Origin of the sequence: Oceanicola sp. S124, from assembly GCF_000220565.1 — a bacterium.
In the GTDB taxonomy this organism is placed as follows: domain Bacteria; phylum Pseudomonadota; class Alphaproteobacteria; order Rhodobacterales; family Rhodobacteraceae; genus Pseudooceanicola.
The window spans coordinates 1-16,764 of the sequence record NZ_AFPM01000274.1; the positions used below are offsets into that span (position 1 = coordinate 1).

The following is a 16,764-nucleotide window of genomic DNA, read 5'->3' on the forward strand; positions in this document are numbered from 1 at the left end:
TCAACATCGCCTCGGCCCATGGGCTGACCGCAAGCCCTACAAGTCGGCCTATGTCGCCGCCAAGCACGGGATCGTCGGGCTGACCAAGACCGTGGGGCTGGAAACGGCGCAAGAGCAGATCACCTGCAACGCCATCTGCCCGGGCTACGTGCTGACCCCCCTGGTCGAAGCCCAGATCCCCGATACGATGAAGAAATACGACATGAGCCGCGAGGACGTGGTGCGCAATGTCCTGCTGGAGCGGCAGCCCTCGAAGGAATTCGCCACCACCGCCCAGATCGGCGGCACGGTGACCTTCCTCTGCTCGCCGGCGGCGGACCAGATCACCGGCACCACGATCAGCATCGACGGCGGCTGGACCGCCCTGTGACCTCTGGCCCCGTCGCGGCGGGGCCCAGGCAACCCCGGCAGGAGGGCTCCATGGCGCGGCAAACCCAGGACAGCAAGCGGATCAACCTCGCCCTGCAGGGCGGTGGCGCCCATGGGGCCTTCACCTGGGGGGTGCTGGATCGGTTGCTCGAGGACGAGGCGCTGGAAATCGCCGCGATCTCGGGCACCTCGGCGGGCGCGATGAACGGTGCGGCACTGAAGGCGGGCTGGGCCAAGGGCGGCCGCGAGGGCGCCCGGGCCGAGCTGAACTGGTTCTGGGCACAGATGGGCGCGGTCGAGGAACACGGCTTCTGGAGCTGGTTCATGGCCGGCATCCCGATGCCCGGCTCCCGCGAGATCGGCCGGGCTCTGGAGTATTCCATGGCCGGGCAGGTGGCCGACATGCTCTCGCTGGTGACGACGCCCTACGCGCTTGGCCCCTTCTACCGCAATCCCCTGCGCCCCATCGTCGAACGCTTCGATTTCAGCGCCGTCTGTAGCGATGGCGGGCCTGATCTCTTCGTCTGCGCAACGAAGGTGCGCGACGGCAAGATCCGCGTCTTCGCCGGCGAAGAGCTGACCTCCGAGGCGCTTCTGGCCTCTGCCTGCCTGCCGACGCTCTTCACCGCGGTCGAATTCCACGACCCGAAGTCGGAACGGATGGAGGCCTTCTGGGATGGCGGCTACTCGGGCAACCCGGCCCTGTTCCCGCTGTTTCGCCCCGATCTGCCCGACGACGTGCTGATCATCGCGCTGAATCCGCTGGAACGCGACGAACTGCCGATGATGCCGGCCCAGATCCAGAACCGGATCAACGAGATCAGCTTCAATTCCTCGCTGCTGCGCGAGCTGCGGGCCATCGAATACGTGCAGCGGTTGCTGGATGACGGGCGCATCAGTTCGAACGAGAAGAAGCGGGTGCTGGTCCACATGATCGCCGAGGACAGCGTGATGCAGGATCTCTCGGTGGTCACGAAGATGTTCCCGAACGGCTACCTGCTGGCCTCGCTGAAAGCCGCGGGTCGCGCCGCGGCCGAGCGCTTCCTGTCAGAGCACCGGACGGCGCTGAACGACCATTCCACGGTGAACCTGCGCGAGATGTTCGGCTGAGGAGGAGGCGCCGAAACCGCCCCCCCTGTCCGGACAGACCGCGCCGTCTGCGCAATCGCCTTCGCGCATCACCAGGCTGAAAATACTCCCGCCGGAGGCCTGCGCCGCCTCTCAGCCCTTCTTCGGTGCGGGCAGCTTGCCGGCGTCGGTGCCGTTCGGATAGACCAGCCCCGCCGAGATCACCAGCTTGGCCGCATCCTCGATCGACATGTCCAGCTTCACCACGTCTTCCTCGGGGAAGTAGAGCAGGAAGCCCGAGGTGGGGTTGGGGGTGGTCGGCACGAAGACCGACAGCAGCTTCGATCCGGTCTCGGCCTTGGCGGCCACTTCGCCGCGCGCTTCGGTCGAGACGAAGCCGATGGCCCAGATCCCCTTGCGAGGATATTGCACCAGGCAGGCTTCCTCGAAGCTGCGTTCGGACTGGGCGAAGACGGTCTCGGCGATCTGCTTGGCGCCCGAGTAGATCGAGCGGACGAAGGGCATCCGGTCGACCACGCCTTCGCCGTAGCGGATCAGCGAACGGCCGATGAGCCCCTTGGCGATCCAGCCGATGAGGATGGTGAAGACCAGGAAGAAGATGATCCCGACGCCACGCAGGTTGATGCCAATGTACTGCTCGGGCTGGAAACGCACGGGCACCAGCGGCAGCACGAAGCCATCGACCCATCCCAGCAGGGTCCAGAGCAGCCAGATCGTCAGCGCGACCGGCAGGATGACCACGATCCCCGTCAGGAAGGAAGACCGCAACCGGGCAAAGACCCCGGGGCGGGGGCTGGGCGTGGAGGGATGCGGGTCGTTCAGGGGATCGTTCATCAGCAGACCGGGAAAAGGGGTTTCGGCTGAGGAAGGTAGGCACGAAAACGCCGGGCCGCAATGGGGGTGGGGCGAATTGCCGGGGCCTGTGCTTTCACAGCGGCCCCGGCAGCGTCGCTCAGCCCAGTGCCTGGGCGATCCGCGCCGCCAGCCGTGCGTTGTTGCGCACCAGCGCGATATTGGTCGCCAGCGAGCGGCCATCGGTCAGCTCGAAGATGCGCTGCAGCAGGAAGGGCGTGACCTGCTTGGCGGTGACGCCCTGGGCCTCGGCCTCGGAGAGGGCCTGCATGATGATCGGCTCGATCTCGTCCCGGGGGATCTCGTTGGCCTCGGGCACCGGGTTGGCGACCAGCTGGCCGCCGGGCAGGCCGAGGGCGGCGCGCATGCGATGCGCGGCGGCGATCTCTGCGGGGCTGTCCATCGACAGCGGCGCGGCCAGGCCCGAGCGGCGCGACCAGAAGGCGGGCAGCTCGTCCTGGCCGAAGGCGATGACCGGCACGCCGTTGGTTTCCAGCACTTCCAGCGTCTTGGGGATGTCGAGGATCGCCTTGGCCCCGGCGGCGACTACGGTGACGGCGGTCTGGGCCAGTTCAGAGAGGTCGGCAGAAATGTCGAAGCTGTCCTCGGCGCCACGATGCACGCCGCCGATGCCGCCGGTGGCAAAGACCTCGATCCCGGCAAGGCGGGCGGCGATCATCGTCGCGGCGACGGTGGTGGCCCCGGTGCCGCCGCGCGCCATGCAGGCGGCGAAGTCGGCACGCGACAGCTTGGCGACGTCCTTGGTCTGGGCCAGGGCGTCCAGTTCGGCCGGCTCCAGGCCTGCGTGCAGCACGCCGTCGATCACCGCCATGGTGGCGGGCACGGCCCCTTCGGCACGGATGTCGTCTTCGACCTGGCGGGCGGTCTCCAGGTTCTGCGGATAGGGCATGCCATGGGTGATGATGGTGCTTTCCAGCGCCACGACGGGTGTGCCCGCGGCCTGGGCGGCCAGCAGTTCGGAGGATTTCTTCAGTTTCAGCATGGGGAACCTATGGGAGGAGGAAGGTCAGAGTCCGGTTTCGCGCGACACATAGCGCGCCGCGGCGCCAAGCGCACGCTCCAGCGCCTCGGCGCGGGGGGCGCCCTCGGCCTCGGCGACGATATGGGCGGCCATGAAGGTGTCGCCGGCGCCGGTGACGCGGGTCACCAGGACCGAAGGCGGGCAGCCGGTGACCAGCCCCTCGGCGCTGCCGTCACAGGCCGCGCGGCCGCCGTCGGTGACCAGCACCCGGCGCGCGCCGCGTTCCAGCAGCCCGGCGGCGGCGGCCTCGGCCGAAGCGAAATCGCGCTGGCAGAGCAGCCCGGCCTCTTCCAGATTGACATAGAGAAGGGCGCGGCCATGGGTCAGGAAGGGGCGCAGCCGCTCGGCCTTGCCGGGCGAGGCGGGGGCCACGCGCAGGTCAGCTTCGGCGAAGGCGGGCGCAGCTGCGATTTCTTCCAGCAGCGACAGCGTCAGGTTGCCATCCAGCGCCACGGGGCCGCGATAGGGCGCCTCGGCCGAGGCGAGGGCGCCATTGTTCAGCGGCCGCAGGATCTTGGCCCCGGCTGCTTCGAGGGAATGGGCGTCGGCGATTGCGGCGATCAGGCCGTTGGCGCCCTCGACCGCCATGTAGCGATCTGTCGGCAGGTCGTCCGAACGGTAGACATGGGCTGTCTCCATCCCCAGCTCGGCGCAGGCCCGGATCAGCTCGTCGCCCTCGCTGTCGCGTCCGATGGCGCTGAGCAGCACCGGGCGCATGCCGAAGCGCGCCAGCGTCATGGCGATGTTCATCGCCACGCCGCCGGGCAGCCGGGTGATGCGTCCGGGCACGTCCGAGCCCTGCCGCATGTGGCTGGCAGAGCGGCCGATGATGTCCCAGAGCACCGAGCCGATGCAGAGGATGTCCTGTGAGAGGGCGTTTTTCGCGGTCATGCCGTCTTTTGGCGTCACAGCGCGCAGCGTGCAAGCGCCACGTGAGGGCAGGCTAAGGGAGGGGCGTCGTGCCGCGGCCCATGAACCGGCGCTGCCCGCTCGCGTAGGGTGGGTGGCAACCCACCATCCGCACCGCCCTCAGAGGGGTATTGCCCCGTGGTCGACCCTGCGGCGGGCCTTGTCGCAAAGGGGTGTTGCAAGGGGCGCGGAATGGCTCTATAGCGGCGCCACTCAATCCCGCAGGCGGGGTCGGGCCTGTGGGGGAGACATCCCCACATGTCCACCGGTTGACCATCAGGTCTCACACCCCCGCCAAGGCGCAAACCGGAAAGGATAAGACCATGGCTCTTCCCGAGTTCACCATGCGTCAGCTGCTGGAAGCTGGCGTTCACTTCGGCCACCAGACGCAGCGCTGGAACCCCCGTATGGGCGAGTTCATCTACGGCGCCCGCAACGGCATCCACATTCTCGACCTGACGCAGACCGTCCCCATGCTGGACGCCGCGTTGAACGTGATCCGCGACACCGTCGCGAAGAACGGCCGCGTGCTCTTCGTCGGCACCAAGCGCCAGGCCTCGGCCCCGATCGCCGAAGCTGCCGAGAAATGCGCCCAGTACTACATGAACCACCGTTGGCTCGGCGGCACGCTGACCAACTGGAAGACCGTCTCCCAGTCCATCAACCGTCTGAAAGAGATCGACGAGAAGATGGAAGGCGGCGCCGAAGGCCTGACCAAGAAAGAGCGTCTTCAGATGGAACGCGAGCAGGGCAAGCTGCAGGCTTCGCTCGGCGGCATCCGTGAAATGGGCGGCGTGCCCGACCTGCTCTTCATCATCGACGTGAAGAAAGAGCAGCTGGCCATCGCCGAAGCCAAGAAGCTGGGCATCCCGGTCGTCGCCATCGTCGACACCAACTGCTCGCCCGAAGGCGTCGACTACATCATCCCCGGCAACGATGACGCGGCCCGCGCCATCGCGCTGTACTGCGACCTGGCCTCGCGCGCTGCGCTGGACGGCATGACCGCCCAGCTGGGCGCCGCCGGCGTCGACGTTGGCGAGCTGGTCGAAGGCTACGAAGAGGAAGCGCTGGCCAAGGAGGCCGCTGCGACCGAAGCCGAGGCGTAATCGCCCGCTTTACAGAACTGTCACCGGCCGCGTGATATCCGCGGCCGGACTCTACTTCCAGACCGTAAGGAGATCTCCCCATGGCGATCACTGCTGCACAGGTTAAAGAACTGCGCGAGATGACTGGCGCAGGCATGATGGATGCCAAGAAGGCCCTGACCGAAACCGATGGCGACATGGAAGCTGCCATCGACTGGCTGCGCACCAAGGGCCTGGCGAAAGCCGCCAAGAAGTCCGGCCGTACCGCTGCCGAGGGCCTCGTGGCCGTCGAGGTGAGCGGTGGCGTGGGCGTCGCCGTCGAGGTGAACGCCGAGACCGACTTCGTTGCCAAGAACGCCGAGTTCCAGGAAATGGTCGCCGGCATCGCCAAGGTTGCCACCGGCGTCGACAGCGTGGAAGCGCTGGCCGATGCGGACATGGGCGGCAAGAAGGTCTCGGAAGTCCTGACCGACAAGATCGCCAAGATCGGTGAAAACATGACCCTGCGCCGCATGGCCAAGGTCGAAGGCGAGGTGGTTGCCTCCTACGTCCACAACGCAGCCGGTGCCGGCCTCGGCCAGATCGGCGTGCTGGTGGCGATGAAGGGCGGAGACGAAGCCTTCGGCAAGCAGGTTGCCATGCACATCGCAGCGGCTAACCCCGCCGCGCTGAACGAAGCCGAGCTGGACCCCGCCGTCGTCGAGAAAGAGCGTCAGGTGCAGATCGACATCGCCCGTGAATCCGGCAAGCCGGATGCCGTGATCGAGAAGATGATCGTCGGCCGGATGAAGAAGTTCCTGGGCGAAGTGACCCTCGTCGGCCAGCCCTTCGTGATGAACCCCGACCTGACCGTCGAGGAAGCGGCCAAGGAAGCCGGTGCCGAGATCACCGGTTTCGTCCGCCTGCAGGTCGGCGAAGGCATCGAGAAGGAACAGGAAGATTTCGCCGCCGAAGTGGCCAAGGCCGCTCAGGGCTGATCGCCTTCCGCCGCAAGGCACTGGACAGTGATTGCAAAGGGCCGGGATTTCCCGGCCCTTTTTGCGTGCAGCGGATCAGTGGCCGGGAAAGGCTTGTGACCAAAGGATCTTTTCCACTTGTGCTCAACCGTGGTTGAGGCCCTAGCTTGGGGTCGATCCCTGAACTGCGAGTGACCGGCGATGCCCCAGGACCCCACCACCTTTCGCCGCTTCCTGCTGGCGGCCGGCCTCACCAACCTGGGCGACGGTATCGCCACGCTGGCCTGGACCTGGCTGGCCTCGACGCTGACGCGCGACCCGGTCCTGATCGCGTTGATGCCGGTCGCCCTGAGGCTGCCGTGGTTTCTCTTCGCCATCCCCGCCGGGCTGGTCACCGACCGGGTGCAGCGCAAGCGCTTGCTGCTGGCGATGGATGTCATTCGCGGGCTGGCTTTCGGCCTGGCGGCCACCTGCATCTGGCAGGCCCTGCCGCTGGCGGATCCGCCGGCGGCGGGCGCCTCGGATCCGATGCTGTTCTCGGCGCTGGCGCTTACCGCCCTGGTGATCGGCATCGCCGAGGTCTTCCGCGACACCGCCGCGCAGACAGTGCTGCCCTCGATCGTCGATCACGCCCGGCTTGAAGTCGCCAACGCGCGTTTTTCGACCGTCGAGCTGATCGGCAACACCCTTCTGGGGCCCGCACTTGGGGCCTTCCTGATCGGCCTCGCCCTGCCGCTGCCCTTCGCGGTCAACGCGGCGGCCTACCTGCTGGCCGCGGTGATCCTGTTGCGGCTGACCATCCCCCGGCGCGGCGCCCTGCCGCTGCGCCGTCCCTGGCGCCACGAGCTGGCAGAGGGCTTCCGCTTTCTCGCCGCCGAGCCGACATTGCGGCTGCTGGCGGTCTTTACCGGAGGCTTCAACCTGCTTCACCAGATGATCGTCGTCGGCCTCGTGCTGCATGCGCAGGAGAACCTGCAGCTCTCGGCCGAGGCCTTCGGACTGGTGCTCTCGGCGGGCGCCTTCGGGGGCATCCTGGCCGGTTTCATCGCCGGTCCGCTGGTGGCCCGCTTCGCCGGCGCGCGGGTCGCGCAGGTCTCGTCGCTGACCTGCGGGTTTGCCTTCGGGCTGCTGCTCTTCGTCGGTGGCGGCATCGGCCTCTCGGCCTGCCTGATGCTGTTTTCCTTCTGCGGGCTGCTCTGGGACACGGTCTCGGTCTCGTTCCGACAGCGAGCGGTGCCGGACGCCCTGCTGGGACGGGTCAATTCTCTCTATCGCCTCTGTTCCTGGGGCATGATGCCGGTCGGCCTGGCGCTGTCAGGCCTGTCGGTGGACCTGGCCGAGCGGCTCGTCCCGCGAGAGACGGCGCTGCTGGCGCCCTTCGCCATCGCCTCGCTCGGGGTGTTCCTGCTGACGGCCCTCGGCTGGAGGGGCATCGGTCGCGGCTTTTCGCGCCTTCCGGGCTAGGGGCGGGCAGGCGCGTTTCAGGGGCCGGGCAGCCCGAAGCGGTGCCGATCGGGACAATCGGCACCGCCCATGGACCGGGCTCGTCAATGGGGATGGTACGAGGCCCGCCTGAAGTGCCGGAGGGCAGGGTGGAAAAATACACCCTGTCCTGCCGACTCCGGTCTCCCGGCCGGATCGCAGGGCCCTGGAATGGCAGGGGTCCGATCCGGATGTTCCATGGCTCAAAGCCACCACTCACGGAACTCCTGCACCTTGGTCTTTTGACCGTTCAGACGGAAGTAAGGGAAACCTTACCTGATCCCAGATACTTAGCGGAATCGGGCAAAAAGGCTGGAATACCTTACCTTGGGGCAGGGATGCTCAGGCGCGTCAGGCGTCGAAGATGAACATCTGGTTGAGGAATGCGGCCTTGAGCACCGCCTGGGCGGTGGTTTCGACGTTCAGATTCTCTCGGGCCAAGCGCAGGTGCTTCTCGACGGTGGCGGTGGTCAGCCCCATCAGCAGTGCGATGTCCTGAGTCGTCTTGCCGTCGCCCACCCATTGCAGCGCCTCGCGCTGTCGGCGGGTCAATTCCCGCGCGGGGCCCGAGTAGGGCAGGGTCAGGATCTTCAGATGCGCAACATTGTTGAAGATCACGATATCTCGGCCATGTTCGGCCCAGACCGCATCCGCCTCGGCCTGGCTCATGTCGGCACGGGCGGTCAGGGCAATCGCGCCCTTGGTCCGCGGCGAGATACTGCGGAACGAGATCGAGTAGCCCGCCGTCACATCCATCGAGCGATTGAAGGCGATCACCTTGCGTTCGCTTTCGGTCAACACGCCCTGGGCGGTCATCTCGCCAAGAATGCGCCAGGAACAGGCGCCTTCATTTTCCAGCGCCCAGCGGACCATCGGGGCGTGGAAATAAAGCCCGTTGCCGAGGAAGGCATCGCGATAGGCTTCGGAGTGGTTCGTCAGGATGACGAAATCTTCGGGGTCGCCCAGCGAGGTCGCGGTGCGGTAGCGGGTGAAACCGTAAAGCAGCCGGTCGAAACCGTATTCCGCCATGCGATTGCAGTGCAGAGTCCAAAGGGCCTCGATCGATTGCGCATTGGTGATCTGTTCGAGATATTCCCGACGCAGCATGGCTGTTTGTCACCCCCCGGCCAGCGGACCCACGGACCCTGACCGGATGATCCGGGTCGGCCTGGAATCCAACAAACATTGTGTTTCCCAGCGGGTTTAGCCCGAGTGACGCGGGTTTGTCGAGATGCGGGGACGCGGGGGGCGGAGGAATTGCCCGGATGGGACCGAAATGCGCGCCTTCCGCGACCATGGTCGGGGTGCCACCCCATCGGGGTAAGCCTTGCGCCATGTCTGACAGGGCGTGAGGTCCATCGTTCATCTCTCGACCGGCCGCCTTCGTGATGCGCTGCGCCGATCCATCACACCGGCGGGTCACGGCATCTCCAAGCATGCGATGCGCGCCGGCTCCAAAATTATGCGTGCGGGCCCACCATGACCCGGTCCGCGGTGTCACTGTGCGCCTGCTTTTTGCGGACCAGGCCAACCATGCTGCCGAGGCGCCTTGAAGTAGGCGGTCGCTGCACGGACAGGCCTCGCTTCCGCTGGAGAGTCCTGCCCCCTTCTCTGCTCTCTTCCGCCATGCTCCAATGCTCGTGGCTGATGTTCCGAGTTCCGCCAAGGCCTCAGTGTTCTTTCCTGGCCCGGGCTTCGATCCAGAAACCGGTCCCAAGCCTGATCAACTCGGCTCATCTCTTGAACTACGCCATGTTCGGTTAATAAGCCGTATTCACTGGAGGGAGTCGCATCCTGCTTTGGACTTTATCCAAGCTCGTATCAGCTATGGCGACCCGCGAGGCGCGAGCCCCTGTGTCTGACACGGAATGCACCTTGCTTGAGAAGTCCATCCTCTCCGTCCGCTCCAGATTGCCGTAAGACATTCCCGCCTCATTCGTGATGGCACGTTCTGGATCGCACGAACCGGGTCTCCAAGGGGGGATCGACCAAAGGAGTTCATCAAATGGCACAGCGTTTCTCGGCCACTCCGACTTTGGGCTCTGGCCGGATTTCAGAAGGATATCAAGGAAGCCGAACCAGAGCAGGGCCAAGCAAAGCAACCTCCAAATGATCGAGAAGCACCGCGATCCGTGGCCTACATCCGTCGGGCTGGTGCGGTAGGGGATGCCACGGAAGGGTTTTGCCAGTGCGAGAGTGTCCGGCGGGAATTTGAAACACAGGACCGTTCTCGGGACCGCCCAGCACTTCGGGACCAAGCTCCTCTCATCGTCAATGCGTAGTGCTAGCCCACGAGGACACAGCCCAAGCCGGGCCTCGGGTCCTTCGATTTCGATCTGGTCATGGCGGACAATCTGACTTGTGCAAGAGTCCTGCTGAAATTCTGCTGATGGGCGGTGCGCTGTCCCGTGACAAAGCGGGCCGTCAGAAAACAATGCCAGTCCCCTTGTTGCGGCGCGCGCTCCATTGCCAAGGCCTCCTTCCCGCTCCCCCTTCTTGCATGCATCATGGCTTCGATCGCTTCGCCATGGCCCTACCAGAGGTCCAAGTCTCCGGCATCATGGCTGGAGGTTTCGTCGCCTGCCTGAATGCTGGAGGCTTTCAGGATAGGTTTTATCGAGTCACCCATGTCCACCGAATCCTGCAGCGCCGCATGTGTTAGGCCTTGGCCCTCGGCCCAGTCCAGACTCGGTCCAAATCTTTGAAGGATGCCCTCGAGGTCCTTCAGGGCCTGCCGCATGTAGTCGATCCTTTGAAGGGTCAGAAAAGCCTCTTCCGTCAGGGGTTTGCAGGAACAGAGGCTGGCCGAAAGGGCGTCCTCCAGGCCGGAGGTGAGGCCCCTCAGACCGGCTACTTGCCCGGCCAGGATCTCCGCCAGCTCGGCGGCTGCAATGTCCAGGTGGCCCGAGGTTTCGGAATCCGGTGTCGGGGCTGTATTCCGTGACATCAGAGACGGCCGACCACAGCCTCGATGCAGGCACGTAAATCATTAGGATCAAATGGTTTCTTCAGAAAATTGTTCATTCCGAGTTGTTTGCCCTTGTCTATGATTGCCTTGTCTGCCTTTCCGGTGATCAGGATGAAGCCAACACCCTTGGTCTTGGCGCCGCTCCGCAACTGATGCAACAGTTGCAGCCCATCCATTCCGGGCATGTTGAAATCCGAAATGACAAGGTGCACCGGCTTCGTTTCGAGCGTCTTCAGGGCCGTGGGGCCGTCCGCCGAAGTCGCCACATTGCGTACGCCGAATGCGTCCAACGCCTGGGTGATCAGCCCGCGACTGGTGGACATATCGTCCACCACCATGATTCTGATCTGGTCTCTCAAGGCCATTAAATCATTCCTTCCGACTTAGGGTGCCTTGGTGGCGGCCGCTCGGTAGGCCGTCATTCCATTGGGTTCGAAGAGTTTTATGGCCGAGTCCGAAATGCGTTCGGAATGGCCCAGAAAGATCCAGCCGTTGTCTGCGATTCGCTGCCGGAACCGGGGCCATAGTGATGCCTGGGTCGGCGCGTCGAAGTAGATCACCACGTTTCGGCAAAATATGACGTCGAACTGGCCCTTCATCGGCCAGTCCCGCAGCAAATTCAGCTCGCGGAAACGGACGATGCGCCGGATCGTGCTGTTGACGCGATACTGGCCTTGGGCCCGGTCCGCTTCGAGATAGGTCTTGCGCATTTCGGCTGGTATTCCCGACACCTGCTGCTCGGAGTAAGTGGCGGCCTCGGCCTTCTCGAGAATGGCTGGGTCAATGTCGGTTCCCAGGATCAAGATGTCCTTGGTCACCAGATCGGGCACTGCTTCATGCAGACACATCGAGATCGAATAGGGCTCTTGCCCGGATGAGCAGCCAGCGGACCAGATGCGGACTCGTTGGCCGCTGCGCACCTTCTGGAGAAGTACCGGGGCGACCTTTTCACGAAGGATGTCGAAGTGGTGTGACTCACGGAAGAAATGCGAGACATTGGTGGTCAGGGCCGAAATCATGTAGCGCCGCTCCTGCTCGCCCGCTGGAGACGTGACGAAGCGGCAGTAACTTTCATAGTCCGGCTGGCCGGTGGCGAGCAGGCGCTTGCGAAGGCGCGACTGGACCATGGTCATCTTGCCTTCTGGAAGGACCAGCCCTGCCTCGTCCTTGGCCAGAGTGGCAATCGCCAGGAAAGACTTGTCGTCCATCACCAGGGCCGAAGTATCGGTTGCGCTGCGCGTCATGCGGCCTCTTCGCTGGAAACCGGCACGACTGCGGCCAGGTCCAGTACGCGGATCATCTGATCGTCAATCACCGTCAAGGAACGCACCACGGACATCTGCGGGTCCGATGAAATATCGGGAGGAGGCTGAAGGTCGTCCTCGGTGATGGCCACGATGTCCGAGACCGCGTCGACCAGGAGCCCGGTCAGGGTGCCGCCCAGCTTGACGACGATGATGACGTTCCGCTCATTGGTTTCTTGCGATGGCAGGTTGAGACGCCGGGCAAGGTCCATGACGGGCAACACCGTGCCGCGCAAGTTGATGACCCCGCGCATGTAGTCCGGCGCATGAGGCATCGGGGTCGTCCGCGTCCAGCCACGGATCTCACGCACCGACATGATGTCTAGTGAATACTCCTGGTCCGCGACGCGGAAGGTCAGCAATTCCAGGTCTTTGTTCTGGCCCTGTTCACTCATTTGCAATCTTCCTTTCCGAAAGCATGAGGTCCGTTCCGCGGATGTGCCCCATGCCAGAGATGACGTCGGCCGGGTCGAGGATCAGCGCGATCTGCCCGTCGCCGAGGATGGTTGCCGCCGCGATACCCGGCGCACGGTAGAAGCTGTCGTCGAGGCCTTTGATGACCACCTGACGCTGGTCCTGTATACCGTCGATCACCAGGGCCGCCCTGCTGCCGTCCTCGAGCACGATCAGCAGCACGATGGAACCCGGGTCGGTTTGTCTGTGATGGCGATAGCCCAGCATCACGCCCAGGTCGTAGAGAGGGACGAACCCCCCGCGCCAGCGCACCACGTAATGTCCGGGGCGCAACATTTGCACATCGTCCTTGCCGAGTGACAGGGTCTCGACCACGACATTCAGAGGCAGAACCAAGGTTTCGTTTGCGACGTTCACGACCATGCCATCAAGCACGGCCAGGGTCAGCGGCAAGCTGATCGAGAAGGTTGTGCCCTTGCCCGGTTCGGAGTTGATGGTGATGCGGCCGCCGAGGCTCTGGATCGAGGTTTTCACCACATCCATTCCGACCCCGCGACCGGAGAGGTTCGACACTTGCTTGGCGGTGGAGAAGCCGGGCAGGAACAGCAGGTTGTCGATTTCCCCGTCAGAAAGCTGCGCTTCGGCCGGGACGAGCCCCTTGGTCACCGCAATCTCGTGGACCCGCTTGCGGTTTATCCCGCCCCCGTCGTCAGCAACCTCGATGATCACCCGGCCGGAGCGGTGCGCGGCGGTCAGCGTGACCGTGCCCGCACGTGGCTTGCCCAGCTCCTGACGCTTCTCGGTGGCTTCGAGGCCATGGTCGACGGCATTGCGGATCATATGGGTCAGCGGATCGGCAAGTCGCTCAATGACGGTCTTGTCCACCTCGGTTGCTTCGCCGATGGTGACGAGGCGAACCTCCTTTTCAACGGCGGCGGAAGACTCGCGTACGATCCGGGACATGCGCTGGAACAGTGACTTGACCGGCTGGGCGCGGATCATCATCACCGAGTCCTGGATGTCCCGGGTCAGCCGCTGGAATTCCTCCAGCCCGTTCATCGCATCGGAATGCGGGGAGAGGCCGGCCTCGTCCAGGCTTTGGGAGAGCATGGCCTGGTTGATCACCAGTTCTCCGACCAGGTTGACCAGCCGTTCGATCCGTTCAAGGTCCACGCGGACGACCGATTTTGCCGCGGTGGTGTTTGCCTTCCGCTCTCCTTCGCCGTCCTTGCTGGCTTCGGGTGGGGCGGGCTTTGCCCCCATTGGGACAACCTTGGCCGATGTAGACTCGGCGGGGGCCGCGTCGTCGCTGATCAGGTCGGCGGTCCCCGTCGCGGGGGGGGGGAGTGCCTCTTCCGCCGAGGGGGCCTCTGCCGGCCCGGACGTGTCCAGCGTTGCAGGGGCTGCGCCACCGATAATCTCAAGCTCGCAAAGGCCATCGACGAACTCGAAGATATCGCGGATCTCGGGTTCGGCAGCTTCCGTCTTCAGCTCGACGATCCACTCTACATAGGGTGTTTCCGGCGCGAGATCCTGAAGGGACGGCAGGTCAGCGAAATTGCAGCGCACAGTCGCCTCGCCGAGGTCGCAGAGATTGCGCAGCAGCATGGACGGTTCGTTGCCGGTCGCGAAGAGATCCTGTTCGGGCTTGAAGCGCACCGTGTAGACCGTCGCACTGTCGTCGGGTTCCTCGCCAAGATCCAGATCCAAATCGAGGGAGACGCCCTGTACTTCGAAGGTTTCCGGTTCGACCTCTTCGCTGACACTGTCCTCTCCCAGCAGAGCGTCCAGGCGGGTCAGAAGTTCGTCGCTGGTCGCTTCGTCGATCTCGGACTCGTCACGACACCCCCGGATCAGGTCCGACAGATGGTCAGCGGCAAGGAAAAACAGCTTCATCGCGTCGCTGTCGGGGTGCAATGAGCCGTTGCGCACCTCGTCCAAGACCGTCTCGTAACGATGGGCGAAGCGCACGAGCGCCTCCAGGCCGAAGGCCCCGGCGCCGCCCTTGATCGAATGCACGGCTCGGAAGACGACGTTGATCGTCTCGGGATCTTCGCTGCCGTCTTCCAGCTCCTGCAGGCCGTCCTGCAGGGCTTCCATCAGCTCCTCGCACTCTATGAAGAACGAGGCGCGGATCTCTGCCATCGGGTCGTTCTGATCAGACATGTCCGGCCCTCCTCCTATCCCGCAACCATCTGCAGGGCCTTGACCAGCTTCGCCGGGTCGAAGGGCTTGACGATCCAGCCGGTGGCGCCGGCTTCACGGGCGCGCATCTTCAGCTCGGGCGCGCTTTCCGTGGTCAGCACCAGGATCGGGGTCGCGCGATGCTGTTCCTGCTCGCGTACGGCGTCGATGAAGCCGAACCCGTCCATGCGCGGCATGTTGATGTCGGTGATGATCGCATCGGGGGTTAGACCGTCGAGCACCTCGATCCCGTGCACGCCATCCTCGGCAAGATGGACGTCGAAGCCGGCGGGCATCAGGGCCATCCGGATCATGTCGCGCATCGTGCGGCTGTCATCGACCGCCAAGACTTTCAGACTCATGACCGGCCCTCCGCCAAGGTCTCTGGGGAAAAGCCCATCTGGGCCATCTGCTTGACGACCTTGTCGCTGAAGTGGGTCAGGGTCATGCGGTGCCCCCGTGACTTCAGGGAGATCGCCGCCGCCAGGAGAACCTGCAGGCAGAGCGCGCCGAGCTGTGTCACGTCCTTGCCGTCGACGGTCAGATCACCATCGAGACGTGCCTTCAGGGCGTCCGCAAGCGGTGCGGCGGCTGGCAGATCCAGCTTGGGTTGTAGGACCAGCGGCTCTGTCATGGCCACCTGCCCGGGACCAGAGGGCGCAGCATGTACATGCCAGACTCCATCGTTCCATTGCGTCGCGATGGTGATAGGGCCGGGCGCGTTAAGACGAAGTTACGCGGCGAGGGGCTTTCGTGGTCTTTTCGCCGCGCGCCTGTATTGTCGCCCGTCTGTGAATGGAAAATGCGATACAAATTATGGGGTTATGAAGGGGTGTCGCGTCATGATGCGGCCTGACCACCTTTCCGGCACGGGTCTCGCTTCGGTGCCGGCGTGTTTCGGTCACCAACATTGGAACCGACCCGGGGCGCGAGGCGGAGACGGGACGGAGAAAGGCGCCGGAATCAGAAGGTGATTCCGGTGCGGCAGCGTCGCAGGGCGCCGCATCCTCCGGCTGTGTCGCTGCGTCGGGCGGCCGGATTGCCGATGTGGAGCCGGCCTGCCCGGGCGCGTCTCCGGGGGCGCCTCAGCCGCCGATCCGCGCGGCGGTCGGCACCGGTGTCGGGCCCCCGTGACGACTGGCGAAACCGGCCGCGGCGCAGAGGCCGCCCAGTGGGAAGAGGTGGAGGCCGGCAATCAGCCCCGGTTCCGCCTCGGCGGCGATCTGCTCCAGCATCTCGGTCGGCTCGTAGGGCAGCATCAGCCGGCCAATGTCCAGCACCCGCTTCTGCAGCACCTTGATCGAGGGGCCGACGCCGCAGGCCACGGCGAACTTGATCAGCGTCTGCAGCTTGGCGGGACCCGCGACGCCCAGGTGAATGGGCAGCAGGATGCCCTCGGCGCGCAGCCGCCGCGCCCAGGCCAGGACCGGGGCGGCGTCGAAGCCGAACTGGGTGACGATCGCCATCCGGGCATCGGTCTGCGCGGCGAACGCCTGCTTCCGGCGCAGCGCCTCCATGACCCCGCGATCCGAGCCGTCCGGGTCGATGTCCAGGTTGCCCTCGGGATGTCCGGCCACATGCAGCCTGCGGAACCCGGCGCGATCGAAGGCGCCACTTTCGAGCAGCTGCAGCGTGCAGTGGAAGTCACCGAGGGGCCGGGCGAGCCCGCCGGCCATCAGCAGCGCCCCCGAGACCCCCGCCTCGCCCTGGTAGCGCGCGATCCAGTCCTCGAGCGTCGGCAGGTCGGGCACCAGGCGGGCGGGCACATGCGGCATGACCTCGAAGCCTTGCCCGGCCAGACGGGCGGCAGTGGCGACCATCTGCGTGATCGGCGTGCCATCGATATGGGCGACATAGACGCGGGTGCCGGCTGGCAAGAGGGCGCGGAAATCCTCGATCCGGGCTGCGGTGCGCGGGGTGACCTCAATGGAATAGTCGGCGAACAGGGGGGCGAGGCGGTCCGTCGGGTCAGGGGCACCGGGCTCGCGGAGGCGGAAGGGAAGCAGGGCCATGGGGGTCTCCGGGCGTGGGCTGGGGGTGGTCGGGGCGGGGGCGAAGGTCGTCAGGTCCGGTCGCTGCCGAAATGGGGCGCCGGACGGTTCGTGTCGGG

16 protein-coding genes and 1 pseudogene are annotated in these 16,764 nt (G+C 65.1%); 5 read left to right on the top strand and 12 right to left on the bottom strand.

Annotated elements, in window-relative coordinates; translation table 11 throughout:
- Together OS124_RS25195 and OS124_RS0118410 are read left to right on the top strand one after the other, a co-directional pair.
- Positions 1–370 (top strand): annotated as a pseudogene (locus OS124_RS25195) (SDR family oxidoreductase); the annotation flags it as partial.
- Positions 371–420: 50 nt separating this feature from the next.
- Entirely contained in the window at positions 421–1,479 is a 1,059-nt protein-coding gene (locus tag OS124_RS0118410) for a patatin-like phospholipase family protein (protein ID WP_010141356.1), read from the top strand.
- Positions 1,480–1,590: 111 nt separating this feature from the next.
- Here OS124_RS0118410 and OS124_RS0118415 read toward each other — a convergent pair whose 3' ends face one another.
- The 3 genes from OS124_RS0118415 to OS124_RS0118425 all read right to left on the bottom strand — a co-directional run bounded on the left by OS124_RS0118415 (position 1,591) and on the right by OS124_RS0118425 (position 4,243).
- Positions 1,591–2,292, bottom strand: a complete 702-nt coding sequence (locus OS124_RS0118415; protein ID WP_010141357.1) for a DUF502 domain-containing protein — start codon at positions 2,290–2,292, stop codon at positions 1,591–1,593.
- Positions 2,293–2,410: 118 nt separating this feature from the next.
- Positions 2,411–3,313: a pseudouridine-5'-phosphate glycosidase gene (locus OS124_RS0118420; protein WP_010141358.1), complete on the bottom strand. Its 903-nt coding sequence runs from the start codon at positions 3,311–3,313 to the stop codon at positions 2,411–2,413.
- Between the two features lie 24 nt (positions 3,314–3,337).
- Complete coding sequence (locus OS124_RS0118425) at positions 3,338–4,243, bottom strand: PfkB family carbohydrate kinase (protein ID WP_010141359.1); 906 nt, start codon at positions 4,241–4,243, stop codon at positions 3,338–3,340.
- A gap of 341 nt (positions 4,244–4,584) precedes the next feature.
- Between OS124_RS0118425 and rpsB the strand changes: the two genes are divergently transcribed.
- The 3 genes from rpsB (at position 4,585) to OS124_RS0118440 (ending at position 7,766) form a co-directional block, all read left to right on the top strand.
- Complete coding sequence (rpsB, locus tag OS124_RS0118430) at positions 4,585–5,367, top strand: 30S ribosomal protein S2 (protein ID WP_010141360.1); 783 nt, start codon at positions 4,585–4,587, stop codon at positions 5,365–5,367.
- Positions 5,368–5,447: 80 nt separating this feature from the next.
- Positions 5,448–6,323, top strand: coding sequence for a translation elongation factor Ts (gene tsf / locus OS124_RS0118435; RefSeq protein ID WP_010141361.1), 876 nt, complete (start codon positions 5,448–5,450; stop codon positions 6,321–6,323).
- Between the two features lie 180 nt (positions 6,324–6,503).
- A complete protein-coding gene (locus tag OS124_RS0118440; RefSeq protein WP_010141362.1) occupies positions 6,504–7,766 on the top strand; it encodes an MFS transporter in 1,263 nt (420 codons plus the stop codon).
- 369 nt (positions 7,767–8,135) lie between these two features.
- On the opposite strand, the gene OS124_RS0118445 is transcribed toward OS124_RS0118440, so the two are convergent.
- The 9 genes from OS124_RS0118445 to OS124_RS0118485 form a co-directional block, all read right to left on the bottom strand.
- Positions 8,136–8,891: a LuxR family transcriptional regulator gene (locus OS124_RS0118445; RefSeq protein WP_010141364.1), complete on the bottom strand. Its 756-nt coding sequence runs from the start codon at positions 8,889–8,891 to the stop codon at positions 8,136–8,138.
- 1,426 nt (positions 8,892–10,317) lie between these two features.
- The gene (locus OS124_RS0118450) at positions 10,318–10,731 is read right to left on the bottom strand and encodes a hypothetical protein (protein ID WP_010141366.1); all 414 of its coding nucleotides are present in this window, start codon (positions 10,729–10,731) and stop codon (positions 10,318–10,320) included.
- The gene (locus OS124_RS0118455; RefSeq protein WP_010141367.1) at positions 10,731–11,117 is read right to left on the bottom strand and encodes a response regulator; all 387 of its coding nucleotides are present in this window, start codon (positions 11,115–11,117) and stop codon (positions 10,731–10,733) included. The genes OS124_RS0118450 and OS124_RS0118455 overlap by 1 nt, the downstream gene beginning before the upstream one ends.
- Before the next feature lie 18 nt (positions 11,118–11,135).
- Positions 11,136–11,996, bottom strand: coding sequence for a CheR family methyltransferase (locus OS124_RS0118460; protein WP_010141368.1), 861 nt, complete (start codon positions 11,994–11,996; stop codon positions 11,136–11,138).
- The gene (locus OS124_RS0118465) at positions 11,993–12,451 is read right to left on the bottom strand and encodes a chemotaxis protein CheW (protein WP_010141369.1); all 459 of its coding nucleotides are present in this window, start codon (positions 12,449–12,451) and stop codon (positions 11,993–11,995) included. The genes OS124_RS0118460 and OS124_RS0118465 overlap by 4 nt, the downstream gene beginning before the upstream one ends.
- Positions 12,444–14,636, bottom strand: a complete 2,193-nt coding sequence (locus OS124_RS0118470) for a chemotaxis protein CheA (protein ID WP_010141370.1) — start codon at positions 14,634–14,636, stop codon at positions 12,444–12,446. The genes OS124_RS0118465 and OS124_RS0118470 overlap by 8 nt, the downstream gene beginning before the upstream one ends.
- 14 nt (positions 14,637–14,650) lie before the next feature.
- Positions 14,651–15,016 carry a response regulator gene (locus OS124_RS0118475; RefSeq protein ID WP_010141371.1) on the bottom strand — a complete coding sequence of 122 codons (366 nt, stop codon included), beginning with the start codon at positions 15,014–15,016 and terminating at the stop codon, positions 14,651–14,653.
- Complete coding sequence (locus OS124_RS0118480) at positions 15,013–15,288, bottom strand: STAS domain-containing protein (RefSeq protein ID WP_010141372.1); 276 nt, start codon at positions 15,286–15,288, stop codon at positions 15,013–15,015. Before OS124_RS0118480 ends, OS124_RS0118475 begins: the two co-directional genes overlap by 4 nt.
- Positions 15,289–15,739: 451 nt before the next feature.
- Complete coding sequence (locus OS124_RS0118485) at positions 15,740–16,666, bottom strand: methylenetetrahydrofolate reductase (RefSeq protein ID WP_010141373.1); 927 nt, start codon at positions 16,664–16,666, stop codon at positions 15,740–15,742.
- Positions 16,667–16,764 lie beyond the last annotated feature (98 nt).

What these genes read in the sequence shown, in the direction of transcription:
- OS124_RS0118410 (WP_010141356.1), top strand. Translation starts at nt 421, where the DNA reads ATGGCGCGGCAAACCCAGGACAGCAAGCGGATCAACCTCGCCCTGCAG.
- OS124_RS0118415 (WP_010141357.1), bottom strand. Translation starts at nt 2,292, where the DNA reads ATGAACGATCCCCTGAACGACCCGCATCCCTCCACGCCCAGCCCCCGC.
- OS124_RS0118420 (WP_010141358.1), bottom strand. Translation starts at nt 3,313, where the DNA reads ATGCTGAAACTGAAGAAATCCTCCGAACTGCTGGCCGCCCAGGCCGCG.
- OS124_RS0118425 (WP_010141359.1), bottom strand. Translation starts at nt 4,243, where the DNA reads ATGACCGCGAAAAACGCCCTCTCACAGGACATCCTCTGCATCGGCTCG.
- rpsB (WP_010141360.1), top strand. Translation starts at nt 4,585, where the DNA reads ATGGCTCTTCCCGAGTTCACCATGCGTCAGCTGCTGGAAGCTGGCGTT.
- tsf (WP_010141361.1), top strand. Translation starts at nt 5,448, where the DNA reads ATGGCGATCACTGCTGCACAGGTTAAAGAACTGCGCGAGATGACTGGC.
- OS124_RS0118440 (WP_010141362.1), top strand. Translation starts at nt 6,504, where the DNA reads ATGCCCCAGGACCCCACCACCTTTCGCCGCTTCCTGCTGGCGGCCGGC.
- OS124_RS0118445 (WP_010141364.1), bottom strand. Translation starts at nt 8,891, where the DNA reads ATGCTGCGTCGGGAATATCTCGAACAGATCACCAATGCGCAATCGATC.
- OS124_RS0118450 (WP_010141366.1), bottom strand. Translation starts at nt 10,731, where the DNA reads ATGTCACGGAATACAGCCCCGACACCGGATTCCGAAACCTCGGGCCAC.
- OS124_RS0118455 (WP_010141367.1), bottom strand. Translation starts at nt 11,117, where the DNA reads ATGGCCTTGAGAGACCAGATCAGAATCATGGTGGTGGACGATATGTCC.
- OS124_RS0118460 (WP_010141368.1), bottom strand. Translation starts at nt 11,996, where the DNA reads ATGACGCGCAGCGCAACCGATACTTCGGCCCTGGTGATGGACGACAAG.
- OS124_RS0118465 (WP_010141369.1), bottom strand. Translation starts at nt 12,451, where the DNA reads ATGAGTGAACAGGGCCAGAACAAAGACCTGGAATTGCTGACCTTCCGC.
- OS124_RS0118470 (WP_010141370.1), bottom strand. Translation starts at nt 14,636, where the DNA reads ATGTCTGATCAGAACGACCCGATGGCAGAGATCCGCGCCTCGTTCTTC.
- OS124_RS0118475 (WP_010141371.1), bottom strand. Translation starts at nt 15,016, where the DNA reads ATGAGTCTGAAAGTCTTGGCGGTCGATGACAGCCGCACGATGCGCGAC.
- OS124_RS0118480 (WP_010141372.1), bottom strand. Translation starts at nt 15,288, where the DNA reads ATGACAGAGCCGCTGGTCCTACAACCCAAGCTGGATCTGCCAGCCGCC.
- OS124_RS0118485 (WP_010141373.1), bottom strand. Translation starts at nt 16,666, where the DNA reads ATGGCCCTGCTTCCCTTCCGCCTCCGCGAGCCCGGTGCCCCTGACCCG.